Here is an 18,728-nt window from a genome sequence, read left to right as displayed (position 1 = left end):
TCGCTTGAACTGAGAGATAGATGTCAGAGGTCATCCTCGTCACCGGTGGGGCAGGACTCGTCGGATCCGAATGCTGTCGACTGCTCGTCGAGAACGGCTACGAGGTCATCAGTGTCGACAACTACGCTCGCGGTGACATCTTCGGAGCGGCGGGCGACACCGAGCGAACTGCCGAAACCCGGCTCCTTGATGAGAACATCGACCACCGCGTGATGGACATTCGGGACGACGAGATGGAGGATATCGTCGCGTCAGTCGACGGCGTGATACACACCGCCGCCCAACCGTCACACCCGAAATCCATCGAAATGCCGGTCGAGGATTTCGATATCAACGTCCGTGGGACGCTCGACCTACTCGAAGCCGTGCGGACCCACAACGACGATATTCCCTTCGTCTTCACGTCGACGAACAAAGTCTACGGCGAGGTGCCGAATTTCTTCTCGTACGAAAAAGTCGGTGAGCGGTTCGAACCGGTCGACGAAACCTTGTTTGAGGGGTTCGACGAATCACTCCGCATCGACCAGAACATGCACACACCGTTCGGCGTGTCGAAGGCATCCGCCGATCTGTACGTGCAGGAGTACGCCCGAATGTACGACCTCGACGCAGCGTGTTTCCGGATGGGATGTATCACGGGCGGTGCGGCACGGGCCGTCGAACTCCACAACTGGGAGCCATACTTCGTCAAACTCGCACTGACGGGCGAAGAACTGACCATCTACGGCTACGAGGGGTACCAAGTGCGTGATGTTATTCACGCACGAGATCTGGCCGACCTGTTCCTGCGGTATCTTGAGAACCCGCGACCAGGCGAGGTCTACAACGTCGGCGGGGGTCGGGAAAACTCCATCTCGCTTCGTGAATCGTTCGATCTCATCGAGGACGTGACCGGGAACTCGCTCTCGTACACGTACGGCGACCAGCGCAAGGCCGACCACCAGTGGTGGATATCCGACCTGTCGAAAGTGCGGTCTCACTATCCGGGCTGGGAGCGGTCGTACGACCTCCGGGAGATCTTCGAAGAGATTGCCGACGCGCTCCGGAACGAACTGGACACCGCCTGAGCGGGGTTTTCTCCGGACCCATCGGCGACATTTTCCGGGGAGTGCGAACCAGGGGGGGTCTCGTCGATGAGAAGCCGAACTTCATCGGCAACCATTCCCTGATACCGCCGGCGAGAGGAGCTAATCATGAGGAACGATATCGTCGAGTAGCGACGCGATAGCCTCGGTATCGGCGATCATATCGGATCCCGCGGACTGACACGTCACGCTCACGTACTCGTGACCCATCCCCTTCGCCAGCGCGAAAAAACAGGCGTTCCGATACGACCCGAACAGTTCGATGAGCGTCGCCTCCTCGCTGAAAATCATATTAGTCAGTCCGGCTCCGTGAGGGCCGAGAACGATCTCGGCGTTCGAGAACCGACGGACCTGCGTCTCGAAGGAGAGCTCTCCCGGAACGATCCGGTCGAACCCGTAGTCATCGAGTACTGACAGCAGCGCGTCCTCGTTCCGGACGCGGCGGTCCGTCGTATCGGCCCGGGAGACGTAGAGACGGCGTCCCGGACCGGTCGAATGCGTCCCAGCCACGGACTTCCGAATCCGCTCGCCGAGTCGGGCTGCCGCCGCGGGCGAGTGGATGTACCCGTCGCTCGTCGAACTCGTATTCCGGCGGAGTGATCCGAGAACGGCGTGCGAACAGCGAGCACGGGTCCCGGACCACTCGATGAGACGGTCCGTGTCCACGCCGGCCAGCGAGAGTGAGGACAGGAGCCAGGATGGGGGATCGGCAGGGATCAACACCCACGGGTTCTGCCCCGTTCGTTCCTAGTAGACCTCGAGAGCGAACACCTGCACGAGATAGTCCACGAGCCAGTGGTAGTACTCGGTCACCCATGGCCCGACGAGCGAGAAGACGGGGTCGTCGTATCGATAGTCCGGGCGCTGCAATCGGGTTTCGAGAGGGAGTTGACCGGAAAGTAACGCCAGAACCGACGCGTCGACTAAGCGCGCGTATCCGCCGAGGGCCGATTCGAGGAGAAGACGTCCATCGACGCTGATTACCGCGGACGGACCGATCACCGTCGCATCATCGGCGGCGATGACGAATGGCGCAGGGGCAGTACACTCGCCGACCTTCGTTTCGATGACTGACGGCAAGTCGCCAACGTGCCTCGGCCGGTCGAACTCGTATCGTTCGGCCGTTCCGAACCGGTGAACGGTGTATCCAGCGGGCGGGTCGTCCAATAGTTCCGCGCGGGTCAACACGCGCGAACCGAGGATGTGGCGATAGCCCGTCGCGATGTACGGTCGAAGGCGACGGTAGAGTCGTCTCGAGAGAGTCATCGAAATCAGTGCGAGTGATCCACGTGTTGGCAGGCCTTTTCGATCGTCTGGATGTTGATTGCTTCTCGAGTATCGGACGGGAAGTCCGGACAGAGCACACCGAAGGAGCGGTGTTCGACCCATCGCGAAAGACGGTTCATGAGTCGACGACGCCACATCACCTCTCGCTTTATCGCTCGTGCAACAACGTTTCCAGGTTCTCTTGGACGTACGCCTTATCTCGATTCGCGGTGTACCAGTCGATGGTCTCTGCAAGCCCGTCTTCCAGCGAGTATTCAGGCTCCCAGCCGAGGAGTTCCTCGGCCCGCGTCGTATCCGCAGCCCGATGGCGAACGCCAACCGGCTTGTCCGTCATGTAGTTCATCTCGGGCAGGTCCTTCTCCATGTAGTCGAAGATGGCCTCCACGACCTCGTTGATGGAGATATACTCGGAGATGCCGGCGTTGACAGGCGTGGCGTCGGTGATGTTCTCGTTCGCCAGGAGCAGCGCCGAGACGATGTCGTCGACGTAGGTGAAGTTCCGGGTCTGCTCGCCGTCGCCCCAGATCTGGTAGGGTTCCTGGCCCGCATAGGCCTTTGCGATGAGCGCGATGATGGCGTGAGTCTCGTTCTCACGGGGGCCGTAAGCGGTGAAGATACGGACGGAACTCGCGTCCACGCCGTACTGTTCGTGGAACGACTGCAAGGAGAGCTCGCCCATGAGCTTCGCCCAACCGTAGGACTCGTCGGCGTAGGCACCGCCGCGTTCGTCGAAACTCACCATGTCCTCCTGCAACCGCTGTCGTTCCTGCTGGATGTCCGTGGGATACGTACAAGCGCTGGAGGCGAAGGTGATCTTGTCGACGCCGTTCTGGACGGCCGTCTCGAAGACGATGTTGTCGAGCGCCATGTTCGTCGCGCAGTTCGCGGGGTAGTTGGAGATGTACCCGCGGCCGCCGTGGTCGGCAGCGAGGTGGAACAGGCGGTCGATGCCCTGCGTAGCCTCATCCGCGAAGTTCCAGTGCTTGAGATTGCCCTCGTAGAAGTCCACCTCGTCTTCGACCGCAGACAGGTTCCCCGTCTCGCCGCTGGAGAGGTCATCGGCGACGCGCACGTCGGCGCCCCGGTCGACCAGCTGCTCGACGAGATGGCTGCCGATGAAGGAGGCGCCACCCGTGACGAGGACGGTGTCACCCTCGAAGCTCATTGGTTCGCACCTCCGTCAGTCTCGATATTGGCCAGTTCCGCATCGGCACCGAGTTCCTCGGCGGCCCACGCGTACGTCTCGGCGAGACCCTCGGTGAGGCTCACTTCGGGCGTCCAGTCGAGCGCTTCCTCCATCTTCGTCGTGTCAGCCGCGTACTTGTAGGTACCTTCGGGGGCGTCCATATCGTGCTGAATCTCGATGTCCTTCCCGCTGATTTCCACGACGAGTTCGGCGAGTTCCATGATGGAGACGACCTCCTCGCCGTTGCCGAGGTTGATCGGTTCGCCGTCGGCCTTACGCTCGATGGCACGGACCATCCCCTCCACGAGGTCAGTCACGTAGATGAAGCCGCGTTCCTGCGACCCGTCACCGAACATTTCGAACTCGCGGTCGGGATACTCGATGGCCTTGCGGATGAACGAGGGAATGACGTGTGCGCTGTCCAGGTCGAGGTTCTCGCGGGGGCCGTAGGCGTTGAAGATGCGCACCATCGCACAGTCGATATCGCAGTCCTCGTGGTAGGCCTGGCACGCGACTTCGCCGAGCACTTTCGCCCATCCGTAGGTGCTGTGGGGGTTGGCGGGGATAGCCTGGTCCTCGGTGAAGCGGTTGAGGCCGTCGTGTTGTTGGCGGTAGATGCAGGCGCTGGAAGCGAAGAGGAAACGGTCGACGTCGTTGATGCGGGAGGCCTCGAGCATATGCTGGTTCATCAGCACGCTCGGGGTGAGACCGCCGACGTTCTCTCGCTGAATGTAGTGAATCCCGCCGACCCGGGCGGCGAGGTGGAAGACGTGGTCGACGCCCTCGGTCGCACGAAGACAGCCTTCGCGCGTGGTGAGATCCGCGGGGACCAGGTCGATGTCGTCCATCACGTGTTCGATGTGTTCGAGGTCGCCACGGGAGAAATCGTCCGCGACGACGACGTCACACCCTTCTTCAAGAAGGCGGTCGACGAGGTGGCTGCCGATGAATCCGGCGCCGCCCGTGACCAGCGTGGTCGAGTCGGCTAGTTCCATACCGTGACTGGGCGGATGAGCGTAATATATTCACCGACTCGGAGAGAACGTCAGTCGTCAAACAGCCGGTCGCCCAGGATCGCGCCGATAGCTTCCACGTCGAAATGGTCGCGATACACCTCGTAGCCGCCGTCTTCGAGCCGTGCCACCAAGTCCGGATCGGCGGCCAGCGTCTCGATGGCGTCCGCGAGGGCAACGGGATCCTTGGGCGGGACGGTGTAGATACTCTTGCCGTGCTCGAACCAGTCGCTGATGGCCGGCGACTCCTCCGTGATGACCGCCTTCTTCGATGCCACCGCCTCGCTCACCTTGTTCGTGATGCTCGCGAGCGACCGGGGGTCGTCGGCGAAGACGCCGAGCGCGACGTGTGACGACGCGATCCACTCCTGTTGGTCCTCGCGGGGGACGAACCCCTCGAACCGGACGTTCGACAGCGCGAGCTCCTCGGCCATCTCGCGGTAGCGTTCCTGCTCGGGGCCACTCCCGAGGAAGACGAACTCGTACGGTTCGTCGCGCAGTTCCGCGGCGGCGCCGATGATGGTGCCGACGCCGTGGTGGGGCAGGAAGTTCCCCCAGTAGAGGACGGTGAACGTCTCGCGCTTGCCGATTTCCTCGCGAGGGTAGAACCAGTCCTCGTCGGCGCCTGGCGGAAGGCGGACGAACCGCTCTTTCGGGATTCCGTACATGTCGCTGTACAGGTCGATGAACTGGTCGGTACCGACGAGGTGGTGGTCGGGGATCTTGAGGACGAGCCGTTCGAGGACGGCGACGCTCCGCACGATGACCGGATGGATGTCGCGCATCTCCGCCGTCCGATAGAGGGAGACGAACAGGTCATAGACGAGCGGGCAGTCGAGTCGCCGCGCGTAGTACGCCGCGAGCGGGATGAGCAAGGGGTTGAACTTGGTCAGCACGAGGGCGTCGATGTCGACGTTCTCGTCGCGTATCTCGCCCATCCGGCGAACGATGCGAAACCAGAACAGCGGCAGGAGGAGGAGTTTTTTGATACCGATGAATCGCGACGTTTCGCTGAACCGGCATTCGTGAACCGTCGTATCGGCTTGTTCGAACCCGCGGCGGAGCAGTTTCTCCCGCGGATAGTCGTAGTCATAGTCGCCGAGCAACACCACGTTCCGATTCGAGGAGGTCACAGTTCGGCCACGACTACAGGTAGCGGCATCAAAAGAGTGCCGAGACGGAAGACCAGTTGACGACTTCACCGGTGAAACAGAAAGTTATTGACTCCAAGTCGATGACTACGGATCAACCCGCTACACGTGCGGCGACTACTTATGCGACTTGGACAAACCTCCATCGTCTTCTTCCTCTCTCGCATCACTGCCTCGTTACTCGGATTCGGTGCGACGCTCTACTTCGCCCGCGAACTCGGTGCCGGTCCTCTCGGAATCTACTCGCTCGTTCTCGGCGTCGTCGCCTGGCTCAGCATCGCCGGCACGATGGGCGTGCCCGCGGCCGTCACGAAACGTGTCAGTGAGGGCGACGAGCGGGGGCAGTACGTCACCGCAGGAGCCGTGCTCGTCGTCGCCCTGCTCGCGATCCTCCTCGGCGGCGTAGTGCTCTTTCGTGGATGGATAAACACCTACGTCGGCTTTCCTGCCGCGACGTTCGTGGGCCTCATCCTGCTCGTGAGCGTCCTGGCGCAGGTTATCCTATCCACAATTCAAGGGCTGCATCTCGTACAGATACAGGGGCTTCTGTCCCCGCTTCAGACCGGCGTCCGCAGCGGCCTCCAGATCGGCGTGCTGTTTCTTGGTGGGGGCCTCATTGGGCTGTTTCTCGGCTACGCGGCTGGCCACTTTGTCGCGTTGCTGGTGGGTGCGCTCATCGTCAGCAGGCATCTCGATACGATCGGACGACCGACGCGCGAACACCTCCGTAGCCTCATCGAATATGCCAAATTCGCCTGGATGAGCAATCTCCGGTCCAAGACGTTCAATTGGGTCGACATCATCGTCCTCGGATTTTTCGTCTCATCGTCACTCGTCGGGATCTATGCCGTGGCGTGGAATATCGCTCAGTTTTTGATTCTGTTCAGTTCCTCCATCGCGGTCACGATCTTCCCGGAGATGAGCCAACTGGCTGCAAAGGAAGATCCACAGGCGACAGCCGACCTGTTCGAGAAGTCACTCTCCTATGCCGGCTTACTTCTGATTCCGGGCGTTGTCGGCAGCCTCGTCGTCGGTGAGCGACTGCTCCGAATCTACGGCGGCGAGTTCACACAGGGCGTTGCGATACTCGCACTTCTCGTCGTCGCATCGCTGATACAGGCGTACCAAGATCAAGTGTTGACCACGCTGAATGCAGTCGATCGACCGGATATCGCCTTCCGTGTCAACGCCCTATTTTTAGTTGGGAACGTGCTTCTCAACCTTATCCTCATCTACGTGTACGGCTGGGTCGGGGCTGCCATCGCGACAGGGCTGTCCGCATTTCTCAGTCTGGTCGCAGGGGCCACCTATCTCCGCACTATCGTGGCCTACGACCTGCCGCTTACCGAACTGTCGAAGCAGTGGGTCGCAGCCCTCGTCATGGGCATCGTCGTCTACGGTCTTCGGACCCTCGAAAATACGATGGGCATCCTCCGACACAACGTCGCGACAGTTCTTCTCCTCGTCGGTGTCGGCGCCGGTGTGTATTTCACCGCACTCGTCGTCCTCTCGGAGCAGTTTCGCACGACGATCCGCGAAAACCTCCCCGTACTCGAACCGTATCTCGGCTGGTAGTGCCGAAAGTATTTGCGACCGCCCGGCCCAACACATATCATGAAAGCCGTCATCCTCGCCGCCGGCAAAGGCACTCGCCTCCGCCCCCTCACGGACGACAAACCCAAAGTGCTCGTCGAGGTGAACGACAAACCCCTCATCGAGTACGCCTTCGACTCCCTCATCGACATCGGCATCTCGGAGTTCGTCGTCGTGGTGGGTTACAAAAAGGAGCAGATCATGGAGCGCTACGACGACGCCTACGAGGGCATTCCCATCACCTACGCGCACCAGCGTGACCAGTTGGGTCTCGCCCACGCTCTCCTGACGGCCGAACCGTACATCGAGGACGACTTCATGCTCATGCTCGGCGACAATATCTTCGAGGCGAACCTCGCTGACGTCGTCGACCGCCAGGCCGAGGACCGCGCCGACGCCGCCTTCCTCGTCGAGGAGGTGCCCTGGGAGGAGGCGTCCCGCTACGGGGTCTGTGACACCAACGAAGACGACGAAATCACGCGCGTCGTCGAGAAGCCGGACGACCCACCTTCGAATCTGGTGATGACCGGCTTTTACACGTTTACGCCCGCCATCTTCCACGCCTGCCACCTGGTCCAGCCCTCCGACCGCGGCGAGTATGAACTCCCGGACGCCATCGACCTGCTAATCCAGAGCGGGCGAACCATCGACGCCATCCGGATGGACGGGTGGCGCGTCGACGTGGGCTATCCGGAGGACCGCGACGAGGCCGAACGACGCTTGCAGGAGGCGACGACCGACGCCGAGTGACCGGGCGACAGGATGGGAACGACTTTTTGGCCCGCCCGGAGAGATGGTTTGTATGTCCGACCGCGACGACGTCTGCGTGCTCGTCCCCACGCTCGACGAGGCCGAAACCGTCGGCGACGTCGTCACGGAGTTCCGCGACGCCGGCTTCGAGAACGTCCTGGTCATCGACGGCGGGTCGACGGACGACACCCGAACCGTCGCTCGCGAGGCCGGTGCGCGCGTCGTCACCCAATCCGGCTCCGGCAAGGGGCAGGCGGTCCGCGAAGCCGTCTCGGACCACATCGACGCCGAGTCCGTCCTCATGGTCGACGGCGACGGCACGTACCACGCCGCCGACGCCGACGCGATGCTCGAGCCACTTTTCGAGGGCGACGCCGAACACGTTATCGGCAACCGCTTCGCCGACATGGAACCGGGCGCGATGACGCTTCTCAACCGCGTGGGCAACCGCCTCATCAACGCCGCCTTCGGCGTCATTCACGGCGAGTCGTTCGACGACATCCTCTCCGGCTACCGGGCGTTCACCCGCGACTCTTTCGAGCGGATGCGGCTCTCCGCGGAGGGGTTCGGTATCGAGACGGAGATGGCCGTCGAATGCGCCAAGCAAAACATCCCGACGACCGTCGTTCCCATCACCTACTCGTCGCGCCCCGCGGGATCGAACACGAACCTCCATCCCGTCCGTGACGGCGGGCTCATCATGCTGGAACTGTACCGCCGGGCGAAAACCAGCAATCCCCTGTTTTACTTCGGAAGCATCGGCTCGGTGTCGACGCTGACGGGCGTCCTGCTCGCCGCCTACGTCGGCGTCGAGTGGATCACCCGGAGCGTCTCCCACGAAGTCATCGCCGTCGTCGCCGCCTTCGCCATCCTGGTCGGCGTCCAACTGTTGATGTTCGGCCTGCTCGCCGATCTGATCCTCTCCTTGCACCGGGAGAACGTCGAGGAACGGGAGTAGCGCGGGCGGGCCGCACGAAGGGCAACGTTTAGGCCGTTCCCCGGGGGAACCGAGCGTATGCCCGAGACAGTGCTCCTCGTCGGCGGCGGCGGGCGCGAACACGCCATCGCCCGCGCCGTTGCTCCGGACTGTGACCTCTATGCCTGTGCGAGCAACCGCAACCCCGGCATCGCGGCCCTGGCCGCGGAGATGCGCGCAATCGATGAGCGCGACGCCGCGGAAATCGTCGCGTTCGCGCGCGAGGTAGATGCAACGCTCGCCGTCGTCGGTCCCGAATCCGCCCTCGCAGCGGGCGTCGCCGACGCCCTCGACGACGCCGGCGTCTACACCTTCGGCCCCGACGCCGACGCGGCCCGCATCGAGACGGACAAGGCCTATCAGCGACGGTTCATGCGCGACGAGGGGATTCCGGGCTGTCCCGACTTCGAGACGTTCGACGATATGGACGCCGCCTGCGACTACATCGACGCCTACGACGGTGACCTGGCCGTCAAACCCGCCGGCCTCACCGGCGGCAAGGGCGTCCGGGTCACCGGCGATCAGGTGACCAAAGCCGAGGCCAAGGCGTATCTCCGCGAGGCCGACTACGACCGCGTCGTCCTCGAGGAGCGACTGATCGGCGAGGAGTTCACCGTCCAGGCGTTCGTCGCCAACGGCGAGGTGCGCACCACGCCCGCCGTGCAGGACCACAAGCGCGCCTACGAAGGCGACGAGGGGCCGAACACGGGCGGGATGGGAAGTTACAGCGACGCCACCCCGACGCTCCCGTTCATGGACGAGGCGGACTACGACGCCGCCGTCGAGATCCTGGAGGCCACCGTCGACGCGCTGGGAGAGTACAAGGGCGTCCTCTACGGGCAGTTCATGCTCACCGCCGACGGCGTACGCGTCGTGGAGTTCAACGCCCGCTTCGGCGACCCCGAGGCGATGAACACGCTGCCCGTCCTCGAGACGCCGTTCGTGGACGTGCTCACGGCCGCGCGGGAGGGCGTTCGGCTGCCCGCCCTCGAATTCTCCCGCCGAGCGACGGTGTGTAAATACGCCGTCCCCGCGGGCTACCCCACGGATCCCGAGGCGGGCGCGCGCATCGATGTCGACGAGGAGAGCGTCGCCCAAGCGGCCGCGGAGAGCGGGACCGACGCCGGCGACGCCCTGCTCTTCTATGCGAGCGTCGACGCCCGCGACGACGGCCTCTACACCACCACCTCCCGGGCCTTTGCTGTCGTGGGAATCGACGAGACGATCACGGCCGCCGAGACCATCGCCGAGGACGCGCTTGCCGCCGCAGGCGACGGCCTCCGCGTGCGCCACGACATCGGCCGGCCGGCGCTCGTCCAGCAACGGATCGACCACGTGGAGCGACTCCGCGAGTAGCCCGTCCTCTGTTCGGCGCTAAGAAGCGTATGACGGGCGTGTGACGCTCAGCAAACCTTTATTTCGCCGCGTGCCGTCATTTCGGTAATGGCGACGTTACGGGATTCTCTGGACGACCTCGTGGCCGACATCGACGGACTGTTTCTGTTCTCCCCGTCGGCGTCCTACTACGGGAAGTTCGACGACCTGGACGTGCCGCGCGTGGTGATCGCAACGGAGAACGACGTCGACGCAGAGCCGTTCGTAGAACTCCCGTTGGACTTCGACGACGTCCGCGAGCGCATCCGGTTCGGGATCGAGGGCGCGATGGACCGCGATCTCGTCTCGGCGGGCGACACCATCGCCTGCACCGTCGGGATGTTCGACGACGACACCGACTCCCTGGTCCGGATACGCGTCGAGGAGTCGGTGCGGTCCGGCGTCTACGACCTCTTTACCGATTCGCGCGCCGATCCCGGCGTGGTCCGTGATGTCTTCGAGGTGGCCATCGACCTCGGGAAGAAGGGCCAGAAGGGCAAGCCCGTCGGCGCGCTGTTCGTCGTCGGCGACGCGGGCAAGGTGATGAACAAGTCCCGCCCGCTCAGCTACAACCCCTTCGAGAAGTCCCACGTCCACGTCGGCGACCCCATCGTGAACGTGATGCTCAAGGAGTTCTCGCGCCTCGACGGCGCCTTCGTCGTCTCCGATTCGGGCAAGATCGTTTCGGCGTACCGCTACCTCGAACCCTCCGCCGAAGGGGTCGACATCCCGAAGGGACTGGGCGCCCGCCACATGGCCGGCGGCGCCATCACGCGCGACACCAACGCCATCGCCATCGTGCTCTCCGAATCGGATGGCATGGTCCGGGCGTTCAAGGGGGGCGACCTCGTTCTGGAGATCGATCCGGAGGAGTACTGAGATGCAATCCGGCGCCATCAACGACGTCTTCACGGCCGTGCCCATCCGCTTCTGGCTCGCGTTCGCGACGCTCTTTCTCGGCCTCGTGCTCGGGTGGGTCGTCCGGATGTTAGTCCAGCGGCTCCTCCACCGGGCGGGCATCCCGGGCGTCATCGAGGGCACGACCTTCGAGCGAACCGCCCGCGAGTTCGGCACCTCGACCGTCGCCATCCTGTCGGCCATCGCCGGCTACTTCGTGTTCGGCATCGCGGTGTTCGCCGCCATCGCCGTCGCCGAAATCCAGTACGTCGCCCAGTTCTGGAACGCCGTCGCCGGCTTTCTCCCACAGCTCTTTTTCGCTATCGTCGTCCTCATCGTCGGGGTCGTCCTCGGCGACAAGGTGGAACTCCTGGTGTCCGAGCGGTTCCGCGGGGTGAAGCTCCCGCAGATCGACGTCCTCCCCCTGATGGCGAAATACAGCGTCTTCTATCTCGCCGCGCTGATCGCCCTCGGCCAGGTTGGCGTCGCCACCGCGGCGCTCATCGTCCTGCTCGCGGCCTACGTCTTCGCGCTCGTCTTCCTCGGCGGCCTCGCTTTCCGGCACCTGCTCTCGGCCGGCGCCATCGGTACCTACCTCCTCCTCCAGCAGCCCTACACCATCGGCGACGAGATCCGCGTCGGCGACGTGCGCGGGATCGTTCAGGAGATGGACCTCTTCGTTACCCACGTCGAGACCGACGGCGAGGAGTACGTCCTTCCCAACAGCAAAGTGTTCGCCGAGGGTTTCGTCCGGGTCCGGTCCTAACGTTCGCTCACCCCACCCTCAACGGGACGGGCCGGCACGCCCGCCACCGTCGTCTCCGGCGGCACGTCGTCGGTCACCAGCGAGTTGGCGGCCACCTTCGCGTCGGCACCGATTTCGACGCCCGGAAGGACGACGGCGCCCGCGCCCACGAGTGCCCGTTCCCCGACGATCACCTCGCCCGTGCGGTACTCGTCCTGCAGGAACTCGTGACAGAGCAGGGTGGCGTCGTAGCCGACGATGGCGTCGCTCCGGAGGGTGACGAGTTCCGGCCAGAACACGTCGACGGTGGCTTCGAGGCCGACGGCGACGCCGGGGCCGACCGTGGTCCCCAGCCGTCGGAGCAGCCAGTTTTTCGCCCGGAGACTCGGCGAGACGCGAATTAGCCAGACCGCGAGGTAGTTGACGGCGACCCGGATCGGGTGTCGTGCGCGCATCCAGTGCCACAGCGAGTTCCGCGACCCGCCGGTGGGGTGGCGGTCGAGACGATCGTGTCGCCGCTCGGCGTCCGAATCGGTCACGGGCGCTGTTCGTCACCGACCGTCTTGAAACCGTGAGTCACGGAGCGATCGGTGACGAACGAAACGCACACGTGACGGCCCCACGATGCAGCCGTATGGAACGGCAGCAACTGCTCGCGCTCGTACTGGTGTTGCTCATGCTCTTCTCCTCGATCGCGTACGCGTTCGCGTCCGTCTGATACGGTCTGCCCTGCCACCACGTATAGGTGTCTCGCCCCGAAATAGCCGCTATGGCAGTTCCAGTTCTCGGGTCGGCCGTCGCATTTCTCGTTGCATTACTCGTCGGCGGCCTCGCCATCTATCTGAGCGCGCGGGTCATCGCCGGCGTCGACGATTACAGCCATGCCGTGGTGACGGCGCTCCTCGGCGCCATCGCGTGGGCGCTCACGTCGTGGATTCCAGTCGTCGGGTCGCTGCTGGCGCTGGTCGTCTGGGTCGGCGTCATCAACTGGCGATATCGAGGTGGCTGGGTCCGGGCCGCACTCATCGGCGGCATCGCCTGGCTTGCCGCGCTCATCATCCTCAGCGTGGTGAATCGGGTCTTCAGTCTCGGTATCGGCGCGGTCGGGATTCCGGGGACGTAAGATACCATACCCCGTGATCCCGTCGGATCAGGGGCGCCGCCGGAGCGCGACTAGTCCGAGCAGTCCGAGAACAGCGACGAGGGCGCCGAATCCGGCACCGTCGCCCGTCGTGGACGTGGCCGTATCGGTGGCAGTCGCCGTGCCGGGTGTCGTCCCGTCGGCGGTAGACGTCGCCGTCGACACTGAGACCGTCACTTCGTCCGTCTGGGCCGGCGTGGTGGTCGCGTCGGACGACTCCTCGACGGCGGTAACTGCGAACACGGAGAAGCCGGGCGTCTGGGCCGTTACGACCAGCGTTCTGCCCGCTCCGCGCTCGACGCTCGTTTCGAGCGTCGACCACGACGACCCGTCATAGCGTGCGACCCGCAGGCGGCCCGGGTCGACGTCGACCGCCGCAGCATCGAGAGTCATGCGTACCGTCGCGTCAGAGGTGCGCCATTCACCGGGCATCTGGAGGGAGACGGCGCTCACCGTCTGACCGTCCGGCGAGGGCGTCCCACTCGGGAGTGAGGAGAGCGACGTAGCACGGGCGAACCCCGTTGCCGACCCCTGACTACGAACCTCGATCCGACTGACCGGCCCGTCGGAGAGGTCGAACGTCGCGGCGTCGATGTTCGAGAAGACGGAGACCGTCGCGGAGCTGCGGTGGGTCGATGGTGACCCAGGCGCCGACGGGGCACCGCCGCCCCCGCTGGACGGCACGGACACCGCCACGGTAGCCTGCTGACCCGCCGCGCCGTCGTTTCCGGCGGCATCAGCGGCCCGCTGGAGCGATACCGTGTACGTCCCGCTGGTGTCGACGGTCGTGGTCAGCGTGTGCGTGTACGGTCCGCTCCCCAAGGTGGTGAAACTCGATACTGTCTGCGAATCAGGACCGCTCAGGTCGACGGTGACAGCGTCCAACGGCTCCGAAGCGACGACCGTTATCTCGACGCGAGACGGCGTCGCATCGTCGGTCGAAGCCGACACGTCCCCGATGACTGGCGTCGCACCGTCGGTTTCGTCTACGTCGCTGTCGGTTATCGCCGCGATGCTGCTGCCGTCGAGTCCGGTCGTCGACCCCGGCGTATACGTGACCGCGGCGGGGCCGGTTCCGGACACCCCGGTCGTGATGCGGAGTTGGATCGTGTCGTCGTCCGCCGCGGATAGGGTGTTCACCGCCTCGACGGCCGCCCCGCCGAGCGTCCAGTCACCGGGCGTGACCGTCGAGTCGTCGATAGCGCCCGTGAACGTGAGCGTCGCGGCGTCGACGTTCCCGTCCCCGTCGCGGTCGAGCGTCGTCGCCCGTTCGACGGCGGGCGCCGCGCCGCTGGTCGTCCCGGTGAACGTCGTCGACTCGGGGATTGTGTTGCCGAGTGGGTCGACGAGCGTGCCGGCCGCGGCCGTCACGTTCGGCGTCGCGTCACTTCCCGACAGGCCGGAGACGGACAGTTGGAGGATGGCGTCGTCTGCCGTCCCGGTATCGACGCCGTCCACCGAACCAGCGGAGAGCGAGAACGCCGACGCGTCGAGCGTCGATGCACCGTCGTCGATGGGCTCCGAAACCGCCACGTCGATGCGGTCGACAGCCCCGTCACCGTCGGCGTCGGCCGTCGATGCCGCGATGATGTCCGGCGGTGCGCCGTCGGACGCCGTCAGCGTCTGTTTCGGGTTGCTGTTCGGCGTCGTGGCCAGGTCCTGAATCGAGTCGCCCTTGAGCGTCACGTCGGGCGTGAAGCTCGTGTCGTACGGGGGGGAGCCGCTCACCGAGATCCGGATTTGGTTGTCGTCCTCGATTGAAGACTGAAACCCGTCGACCACGCCCGACGACAAGGAGAAATCATCCGCTTCGAGGGAATCATGCGCGTCGACCGTCCCGTCGTCGATGGATTCGGTGAACACCACTTCCAGCCAGTCCACGGTTCCACCCCCAAACGACAACGTCGTCACCGACTGCATCAGCGGCGCCGCGGCGTCTTTGACGGAGCGATTTTGGACGTAGATGGCCGGGTTCGAGCCGTCGGTGATACTCCCACCCAACGCGTGGTACGTGAGCGTCAGGTTGAGTCCGGTGTCGTTGGCCGGCGCGGTGACGTTGAGTATGACCGACGAGCCGTTCACCGAGGCTTGGTCGATGGTGACCGCGTCGGCGTCACTCCCGTTGAGCGAGTAGGCGCCCGTCGTCGGCGAACTGTCCGACACGTCTTCGGAGTGCAGAACCTCAATCCTATCGACCTGTCCGTCCGCAGTCGGGCCGTCGAGCATCGAGATTTCGATGGCGTACGGCGACGCCTTATCGATGGCGGGGGCGGACGTCGTATCGAGCATTCGGTTGCCGGCGGCGTCCTGTATCGCCGCCTCGGACCCCGAAGCGTACGCGAGCGTCGGCGTCGCGCCCGTGTCAGCCTGCCCGCCAGACGGGTGGGACAGCACCACGTCCACGGTGTAGCCACCGCCGTCACTGCTCACGTCCGAGACGGTGCCCGAGAGATTGTTGGCCGTGCCGATGGAGAAGTCGGCCGCCTCGACCGACCCCGACGCGACCTCTTCGGTGAACGTTACGGTCAGGTTGTCGACGAGGCCGTCTCGAACGTGGTTGGCTGTCTCGACGTGGACGAACGTCGGCGCGGCCCTGTCCCGTACCGTGAGCGTCTGTGCAGGTGCGGCGTTCTGTCCGTCGGTGATGTTCGTCCCCGCGTAGTCGACTGTCGGTGCGATGCTGCCGCCCGTGTTGTTCGCGGTGCCGGTGACGTCGATGCGGACCTCTCTATTCGAGACGGTCCCGCTGCTGTCTTTGGTGAGACTGATCGTTCCGTCCACGGGAATCGACCAGTCGCCATCGACGTAGGACGACGCCGACACGTCCTCCGAGTAGCGCACGTCGACGCGGTCGACCGTCCCGTCGGCGTTCGTGTCCCGGTACGAGGCGTTCAGCGCGATGGGCGCCGCCCCGTCGCTCGCGGTGACGGTCACCGAACTTCCGGCGGGACCCGCGTTGCCGTTCGTGTCCTGCACCGCGTTCTGCGACACCGTCACATCGGGCGTGAGCCCCGTCTCGTTCGCCGTCGCCGAACTGAGTTCGAGACGGAGCGTGTCGTCGCCGTCGTTGTCGGCGATGCCCGACACCGTTGCGCCGCCGACGGTGAAGTTGTCCGTCGCGTAGGCGGAGGATGTCTTGACCGCCTCGTCGAAGGTGACGGTCACGTTGTCGACGGTGCCGTCGGTGGTGTTGTCGTACGTAGTCGCCCCCGTCGGCACCGGCCCGTAGTCGGCGGTCACCGACACCGGGGCACTGTTCCCATCACCGTCTAGGTCGACGGTCGCAGACGCCGAACTCCCCTTCTGGACGAGCAACGTGTCGCTCGCGTCGTCGGTCGTTGTGGCCGAGAGGTTGAACGATCCCCAGTACTCGCCGTCACTCCCCGTCGGGTCCGAACCGGCACCCGTGTCGTACATCGTAATCGTGATGGACGCGGTCCCGTTGGTCACCGTGACCTGCTCTTCCGTCCCATTAAGCGTCCCAGCAGTCGCGTTGATGTACACCGTCTCCCCGTCGGTGGCCGTGCTGATCTGGGCCCCGCCGGGCGCGTCGTAGACGGCGGCTTCGTCCTGTGCTGCCGCCACGGGCCCGACCAGCGGCGAACCCAGGCTGGCGAGGACGAGCGACGCCACGGTCACGACGAGGATGGCAGTTCGTCGCGCAGTCATAGAGTATCTTCCGCGAATGCGGAGTCAGCTATACGCCCACCACGGCATCGAGTAGCAACCAAAGACATCGAACGTGGTTACTGTGGAGACGCATCGATATGTTAAAAGCGACGAACGCGGCGACACCTACGTCAGTCGCTTCGAGACGTACGGCCCGTCCTGATAATACCCGAGTTTCTCGCGGTAATACTGGCGGACGCCGATGCCGCTGATGACGCTCACCTTGTCGTAGCCGGCGTCGGCGGCGAGTTCCTCGGCGCGTTCGAGGAGGCGCCGACCGTAGCCCTTGTGTTGCCAGTCGCCGTCGCCCTCCGTCTCCTCGCGGATGCCCGCCTCGCTCCCGTAGACGTGGAGTTCGCGCACCAGCGCGGCGTTGTCGAGTTCGCGCCGCACGGGGTCGTTCGGGAAGCGCAGGCGACAAAAGCCGATGAGCAGGTCGGCGACGGGGTCCTCGAAACTGATGAAATGTTCCGTGCCGCCGCCGGCCTCGTAGGTCATGACATCGAGTTCGACCCGGCCGGGGTCCGGGTCGGCGTCGTTGTGCCCCACCTCGCGGGCGCGGATGTCGCGGGGCGTGATCCCCCGCTCTGCCGCGCGCTGTTCGGCCAGTTGCCGGAGGTTCGACTTCCAGACGCCGGCGTCGATGTGGTCGGCGGGGATGTCGCGTTGCACTCGCTGGAGGCGCGTGTACTTCGGAATCAGGTCCATCACCTCCGCCACCAGGTCGGCCGCCTGGTCGTTGTTCAGGGGGTCGAACTCGTCGCGGCGCCAGCGGTCGTAGATGCGGGTGCCGCGGACGACGAGCGTCGGGTAGATTTTGAGGTAGTCGGGCCGCCAGCGGGGATCCTCGAACAGCTGGCGGAAGTCCTCGAGACACATCTCCTCGGTCATGCCCGGTTGGCCGGGCATCATGTGGAAGCCGACCTTGAACGCGGCGTCGCGCAGGCGGCGGTTGGCGTCGATAGAGGCCTGCACGCCGTGGCCGCGGTGCATCTCGCGATTGATGCGCTCGTAGGTGGTCTGGACGCCGACTTCGACTTTCGTCCCGCCGAGGTCGAGCATCCGGTCGATCTGTTCGGGGTCGCACCAGTCGGGTTTGGTCTCGAACGTCGTGCCGATGTTCCGGATGTCCGCCGTCTCGTTTTCGGCGATGACGTCTTCAAGATATTCGAACTCCGGAACCTCGTCCGGGGCGAAACTCCGCCCCTCGGCCGGGTCCGGCGTCGAATCGGTGTCGTATTCGTTGAGGGCCTGGAGCGCCCGCTTGACGAACCACTCCTGATAGTCGTGGCTCCGGGCGGTCATCGTCCCGCCCATCAGGATGAGCTCCACCTTGTCGACGGGGTGGCCAATGTGGCGGAGCTGTTCCAGACGGAGCGTCACCTGCCCGTAGGGGTCGTAGTCGTTCTGCTCGCCCCGGGCCGCGGCGGGTTCGTGGCCCGTGTAACTCTGGGCGCTGTCGAACTCGGAGGCCGGGCCGCCGGGACAGTAGAGGCATTTCCCGTGCGGGCACATGTTCGGCGACGTCATGATGGCGACGGGGGAGACGCCGGAGGCTGTCCGAACGGGCTTGCGCTGGACGACCTCCTGCACCTCGTCGCGCCGCTCGTCGGGGGCGCGCTGGAGGATGTGGGCGTTTTTCGGCACCTTCGCCGCGCCGTGCTCCGAGCAGGCGTCGAGTTTCGCCGACTCCAGGTCGTCGCGGTCCACCTCGCCGTCGAGGATGCGGTCGACGAGGGCCGCACAGACGCGCTCGAACGCCTCACTCTCGCCCGACTCGGCGTCCGCGCTCGCGGCGTTGCCGGCGCTAGTCATTCGTCCTCGTGTCGTCGATTCGCGGGGTTAAGGGTGTCGCTCCGGG

The 18,728-nt window shown here is 64.7% G+C and carries 17 protein-coding genes; 9 read left to right on the top strand and 8 right to left on the bottom strand.

Annotated features, from left to right (window positions below; genetic code table 11):
* Nucleotides 1–20 precede the first annotated feature (20 nt).
* Nucleotides 21–1,067, top strand: coding sequence for an NAD-dependent epimerase/dehydratase family protein (locus tag MXB53_RS05820; RefSeq protein ID WP_248896420.1), 1,047 nt, complete (start codon nucleotides 21–23; stop codon nucleotides 1,065–1,067).
* A gap of 120 nt (nucleotides 1,068–1,187) precedes the next feature.
* Here MXB53_RS05820 and MXB53_RS05815 read toward each other — a convergent pair whose 3' ends face one another.
* The 5 genes from MXB53_RS05815 to MXB53_RS15790 all read right to left on the bottom strand — a co-directional run bounded on the left by MXB53_RS05815 (nucleotide 1,188) and on the right by MXB53_RS15790 (nucleotide 5,704).
* The gene (locus MXB53_RS05815) at nucleotides 1,188–1,808 is read right to left on the bottom strand and encodes a glycosyltransferase family 61 protein (protein WP_248896418.1); all 621 of its coding nucleotides are present in this window, start codon (nucleotides 1,806–1,808) and stop codon (nucleotides 1,188–1,190) included.
* A 24-nt stretch (nucleotides 1,809–1,832) separates the two neighbouring features.
* Nucleotides 1,833–2,351, bottom strand: a complete 519-nt coding sequence (locus tag MXB53_RS05810) for a hypothetical protein (protein WP_248896417.1) — start codon at nucleotides 2,349–2,351, stop codon at nucleotides 1,833–1,835.
* A gap of 169 nt (nucleotides 2,352–2,520) precedes the next feature.
* The gene (locus tag MXB53_RS05805) at nucleotides 2,521–3,537 is read right to left on the bottom strand and encodes an NAD-dependent epimerase/dehydratase family protein (protein WP_248896415.1); all 1,017 of its coding nucleotides are present in this window, start codon (nucleotides 3,535–3,537) and stop codon (nucleotides 2,521–2,523) included.
* Nucleotides 3,534–4,553 (bottom strand): NAD-dependent epimerase/dehydratase family protein, encoded by a 1,020-nt coding sequence (locus MXB53_RS05800; protein WP_248896414.1) that lies wholly within the window; start codon nucleotides 4,551–4,553, stop codon nucleotides 3,534–3,536. Before MXB53_RS05800 ends, MXB53_RS05805 begins: the two co-directional genes overlap by 4 nt.
* Nucleotides 4,554–4,603: 50 nt before the next feature.
* Entirely contained in the window at nucleotides 4,604–5,704 is a 1,101-nt protein-coding gene (locus MXB53_RS15790) for a glycosyltransferase family 4 protein (RefSeq protein ID WP_248896412.1), read from the bottom strand.
* 141 nt (nucleotides 5,705–5,845) lie between these two features.
* Here MXB53_RS15790 and MXB53_RS05790 point away from each other — a divergent pair, with 141 nt between their 5' ends.
* From MXB53_RS05790 to MXB53_RS05765, 6 genes are all read left to right on the top strand, one after another.
* The gene (locus MXB53_RS05790; RefSeq protein WP_248896410.1) at nucleotides 5,846–7,297 is read left to right on the top strand and encodes a flippase; all 1,452 of its coding nucleotides are present in this window, start codon (nucleotides 5,846–5,848) and stop codon (nucleotides 7,295–7,297) included.
* Between the two features lie 39 nt (nucleotides 7,298–7,336).
* Entirely contained in the window at nucleotides 7,337–8,065 is a 729-nt protein-coding gene (gene aglF / locus MXB53_RS05785) for a UTP--glucose-1-phosphate uridylyltransferase AglF (RefSeq protein WP_248896408.1), read from the top strand.
* Nucleotides 8,066–8,117: 52 nt separating this feature from the next.
* Nucleotides 8,118–9,023, top strand: a complete 906-nt coding sequence (gene aglJ, locus MXB53_RS05780; protein WP_248896407.1) for an S-layer glycoprotein N-glycosyltransferase AglJ — start codon at nucleotides 8,118–8,120, stop codon at nucleotides 9,021–9,023.
* A gap of 57 nt (nucleotides 9,024–9,080) precedes the next feature.
* Entirely contained in the window at nucleotides 9,081–10,397 is a 1,317-nt protein-coding gene (purD, locus tag MXB53_RS05775; protein ID WP_248896406.1) for a phosphoribosylamine--glycine ligase, read from the top strand.
* Nucleotides 10,398–10,484: 87 nt separating this feature from the next.
* Nucleotides 10,485–11,294: a diadenylate cyclase gene (dacZ, locus tag MXB53_RS05770; protein WP_248896404.1), complete on the top strand. Its 810-nt coding sequence runs from the start codon at nucleotides 10,485–10,487 to the stop codon at nucleotides 11,292–11,294.
* Nucleotide 11,295: 1 nt separating this feature from the next.
* Nucleotides 11,296–12,078, top strand: coding sequence for a mechanosensitive ion channel domain-containing protein (locus MXB53_RS05765; protein WP_248896402.1), 783 nt, complete (start codon nucleotides 11,296–11,298; stop codon nucleotides 12,076–12,078).
* Here MXB53_RS05765 and MXB53_RS05760 read toward each other — a convergent pair.
* A complete protein-coding gene (locus MXB53_RS05760; protein ID WP_248896401.1) occupies nucleotides 12,075–12,596 on the bottom strand; it encodes an acyltransferase in 522 nt (173 codons plus the stop codon). The two genes, MXB53_RS05765 and MXB53_RS05760, sit on opposite strands and share 4 nt — an antisense overlap.
* A 32-nt stretch (nucleotides 12,597–12,628) precedes the next feature.
* Between MXB53_RS05760 and MXB53_RS05755 the strand changes: the two genes are divergently transcribed.
* A complete protein-coding gene (locus MXB53_RS05755) occupies nucleotides 12,629–12,775 on the top strand; it encodes a hypothetical protein (RefSeq protein ID WP_248896399.1) in 147 nt (48 codons plus the stop codon).
* A gap of 51 nt (nucleotides 12,776–12,826) precedes the next feature.
* A complete protein-coding gene (locus MXB53_RS05750; RefSeq protein WP_248896398.1) occupies nucleotides 12,827–13,180 on the top strand; it encodes a hypothetical protein in 354 nt (117 codons plus the stop codon).
* Nucleotides 13,181–13,207: 27 nt separating this feature from the next.
* On the opposite strand, the gene MXB53_RS05745 is transcribed toward MXB53_RS05750, so the two are convergent.
* Together MXB53_RS05745 and MXB53_RS05740 are read right to left on the bottom strand one after the other, a co-directional pair.
* Complete coding sequence (locus tag MXB53_RS05745; RefSeq protein WP_248896397.1) at nucleotides 13,208–16,867, bottom strand: hypothetical protein; 3,660 nt, start codon at nucleotides 16,865–16,867, stop codon at nucleotides 13,208–13,210.
* 126 nt (nucleotides 16,868–16,993) lie between these two features.
* Complete coding sequence (locus MXB53_RS05740) at nucleotides 16,994–18,682, bottom strand: tRNA uridine(34) 5-carboxymethylaminomethyl modification radical SAM/GNAT enzyme Elp3 (protein ID WP_248896395.1); 1,689 nt, start codon at nucleotides 18,680–18,682, stop codon at nucleotides 16,994–16,996.
* Nucleotides 18,683–18,728 lie beyond the last annotated feature (46 nt).

This window comes from Haloplanus sp. XH21 (assembly GCF_023276355.1).
Lineage (GTDB): Archaea > Halobacteriota > Halobacteria > Halobacteriales > Haloferacaceae > Haloplanus > Haloplanus halobius.
Note: the sequence above shows the minus strand (reverse complement) of the source record. Positions and strands in the feature narration are given on the sequence as shown.

Excerpts from the sequence above, each read along its gene's own strand:
- aglJ (WP_248896407.1), top strand. The coding sequence starts at position 8,118 with ATGTCCGACCGCGACGACGTCTGCGTGCTCGTCCCCACGCTCGACGAG.
- MXB53_RS05805 (WP_248896415.1), bottom strand. The coding sequence starts at position 3,537 with ATGAGCTTCGAGGGTGACACCGTCCTCGTCACGGGTGGCGCCTCCTTC.
- MXB53_RS05765 (WP_248896402.1), top strand. The coding sequence starts at position 11,296 with ATGCAATCCGGCGCCATCAACGACGTCTTCACGGCCGTGCCCATCCGC.
- MXB53_RS05820 (WP_248896420.1), top strand. The coding sequence starts at position 21 with ATGTCAGAGGTCATCCTCGTCACCGGTGGGGCAGGACTCGTCGGATCC.
- MXB53_RS05790 (WP_248896410.1), top strand. The coding sequence starts at position 5,846 with ATGCGACTTGGACAAACCTCCATCGTCTTCTTCCTCTCTCGCATCACT.
- MXB53_RS05745 (WP_248896397.1), bottom strand. The coding sequence starts at position 16,867 with ATGACTGCGCGACGAACTGCCATCCTCGTCGTGACCGTGGCGTCGCTC.
- aglF (WP_248896408.1), top strand. The coding sequence starts at position 7,337 with ATGAAAGCCGTCATCCTCGCCGCCGGCAAAGGCACTCGCCTCCGCCCC.
- MXB53_RS05810 (WP_248896417.1), bottom strand. The coding sequence starts at position 2,351 with ATGACTCTCTCGAGACGACTCTACCGTCGCCTTCGACCGTACATCGCG.
- MXB53_RS05740 (WP_248896395.1), bottom strand. The coding sequence starts at position 18,682 with ATGACTAGCGCCGGCAACGCCGCGAGCGCGGACGCCGAGTCGGGCGAG.
- purD (WP_248896406.1), top strand. The coding sequence starts at position 9,081 with ATGCCCGAGACAGTGCTCCTCGTCGGCGGCGGCGGGCGCGAACACGCC.
- dacZ (WP_248896404.1), top strand. The coding sequence starts at position 10,485 with ATGGCGACGTTACGGGATTCTCTGGACGACCTCGTGGCCGACATCGAC.
- MXB53_RS05800 (WP_248896414.1), bottom strand. The coding sequence starts at position 4,553 with ATGGAACTAGCCGACTCGACCACGCTGGTCACGGGCGGCGCCGGATTC.
- MXB53_RS05750 (WP_248896398.1), top strand. The coding sequence starts at position 12,827 with ATGGCAGTTCCAGTTCTCGGGTCGGCCGTCGCATTTCTCGTTGCATTA.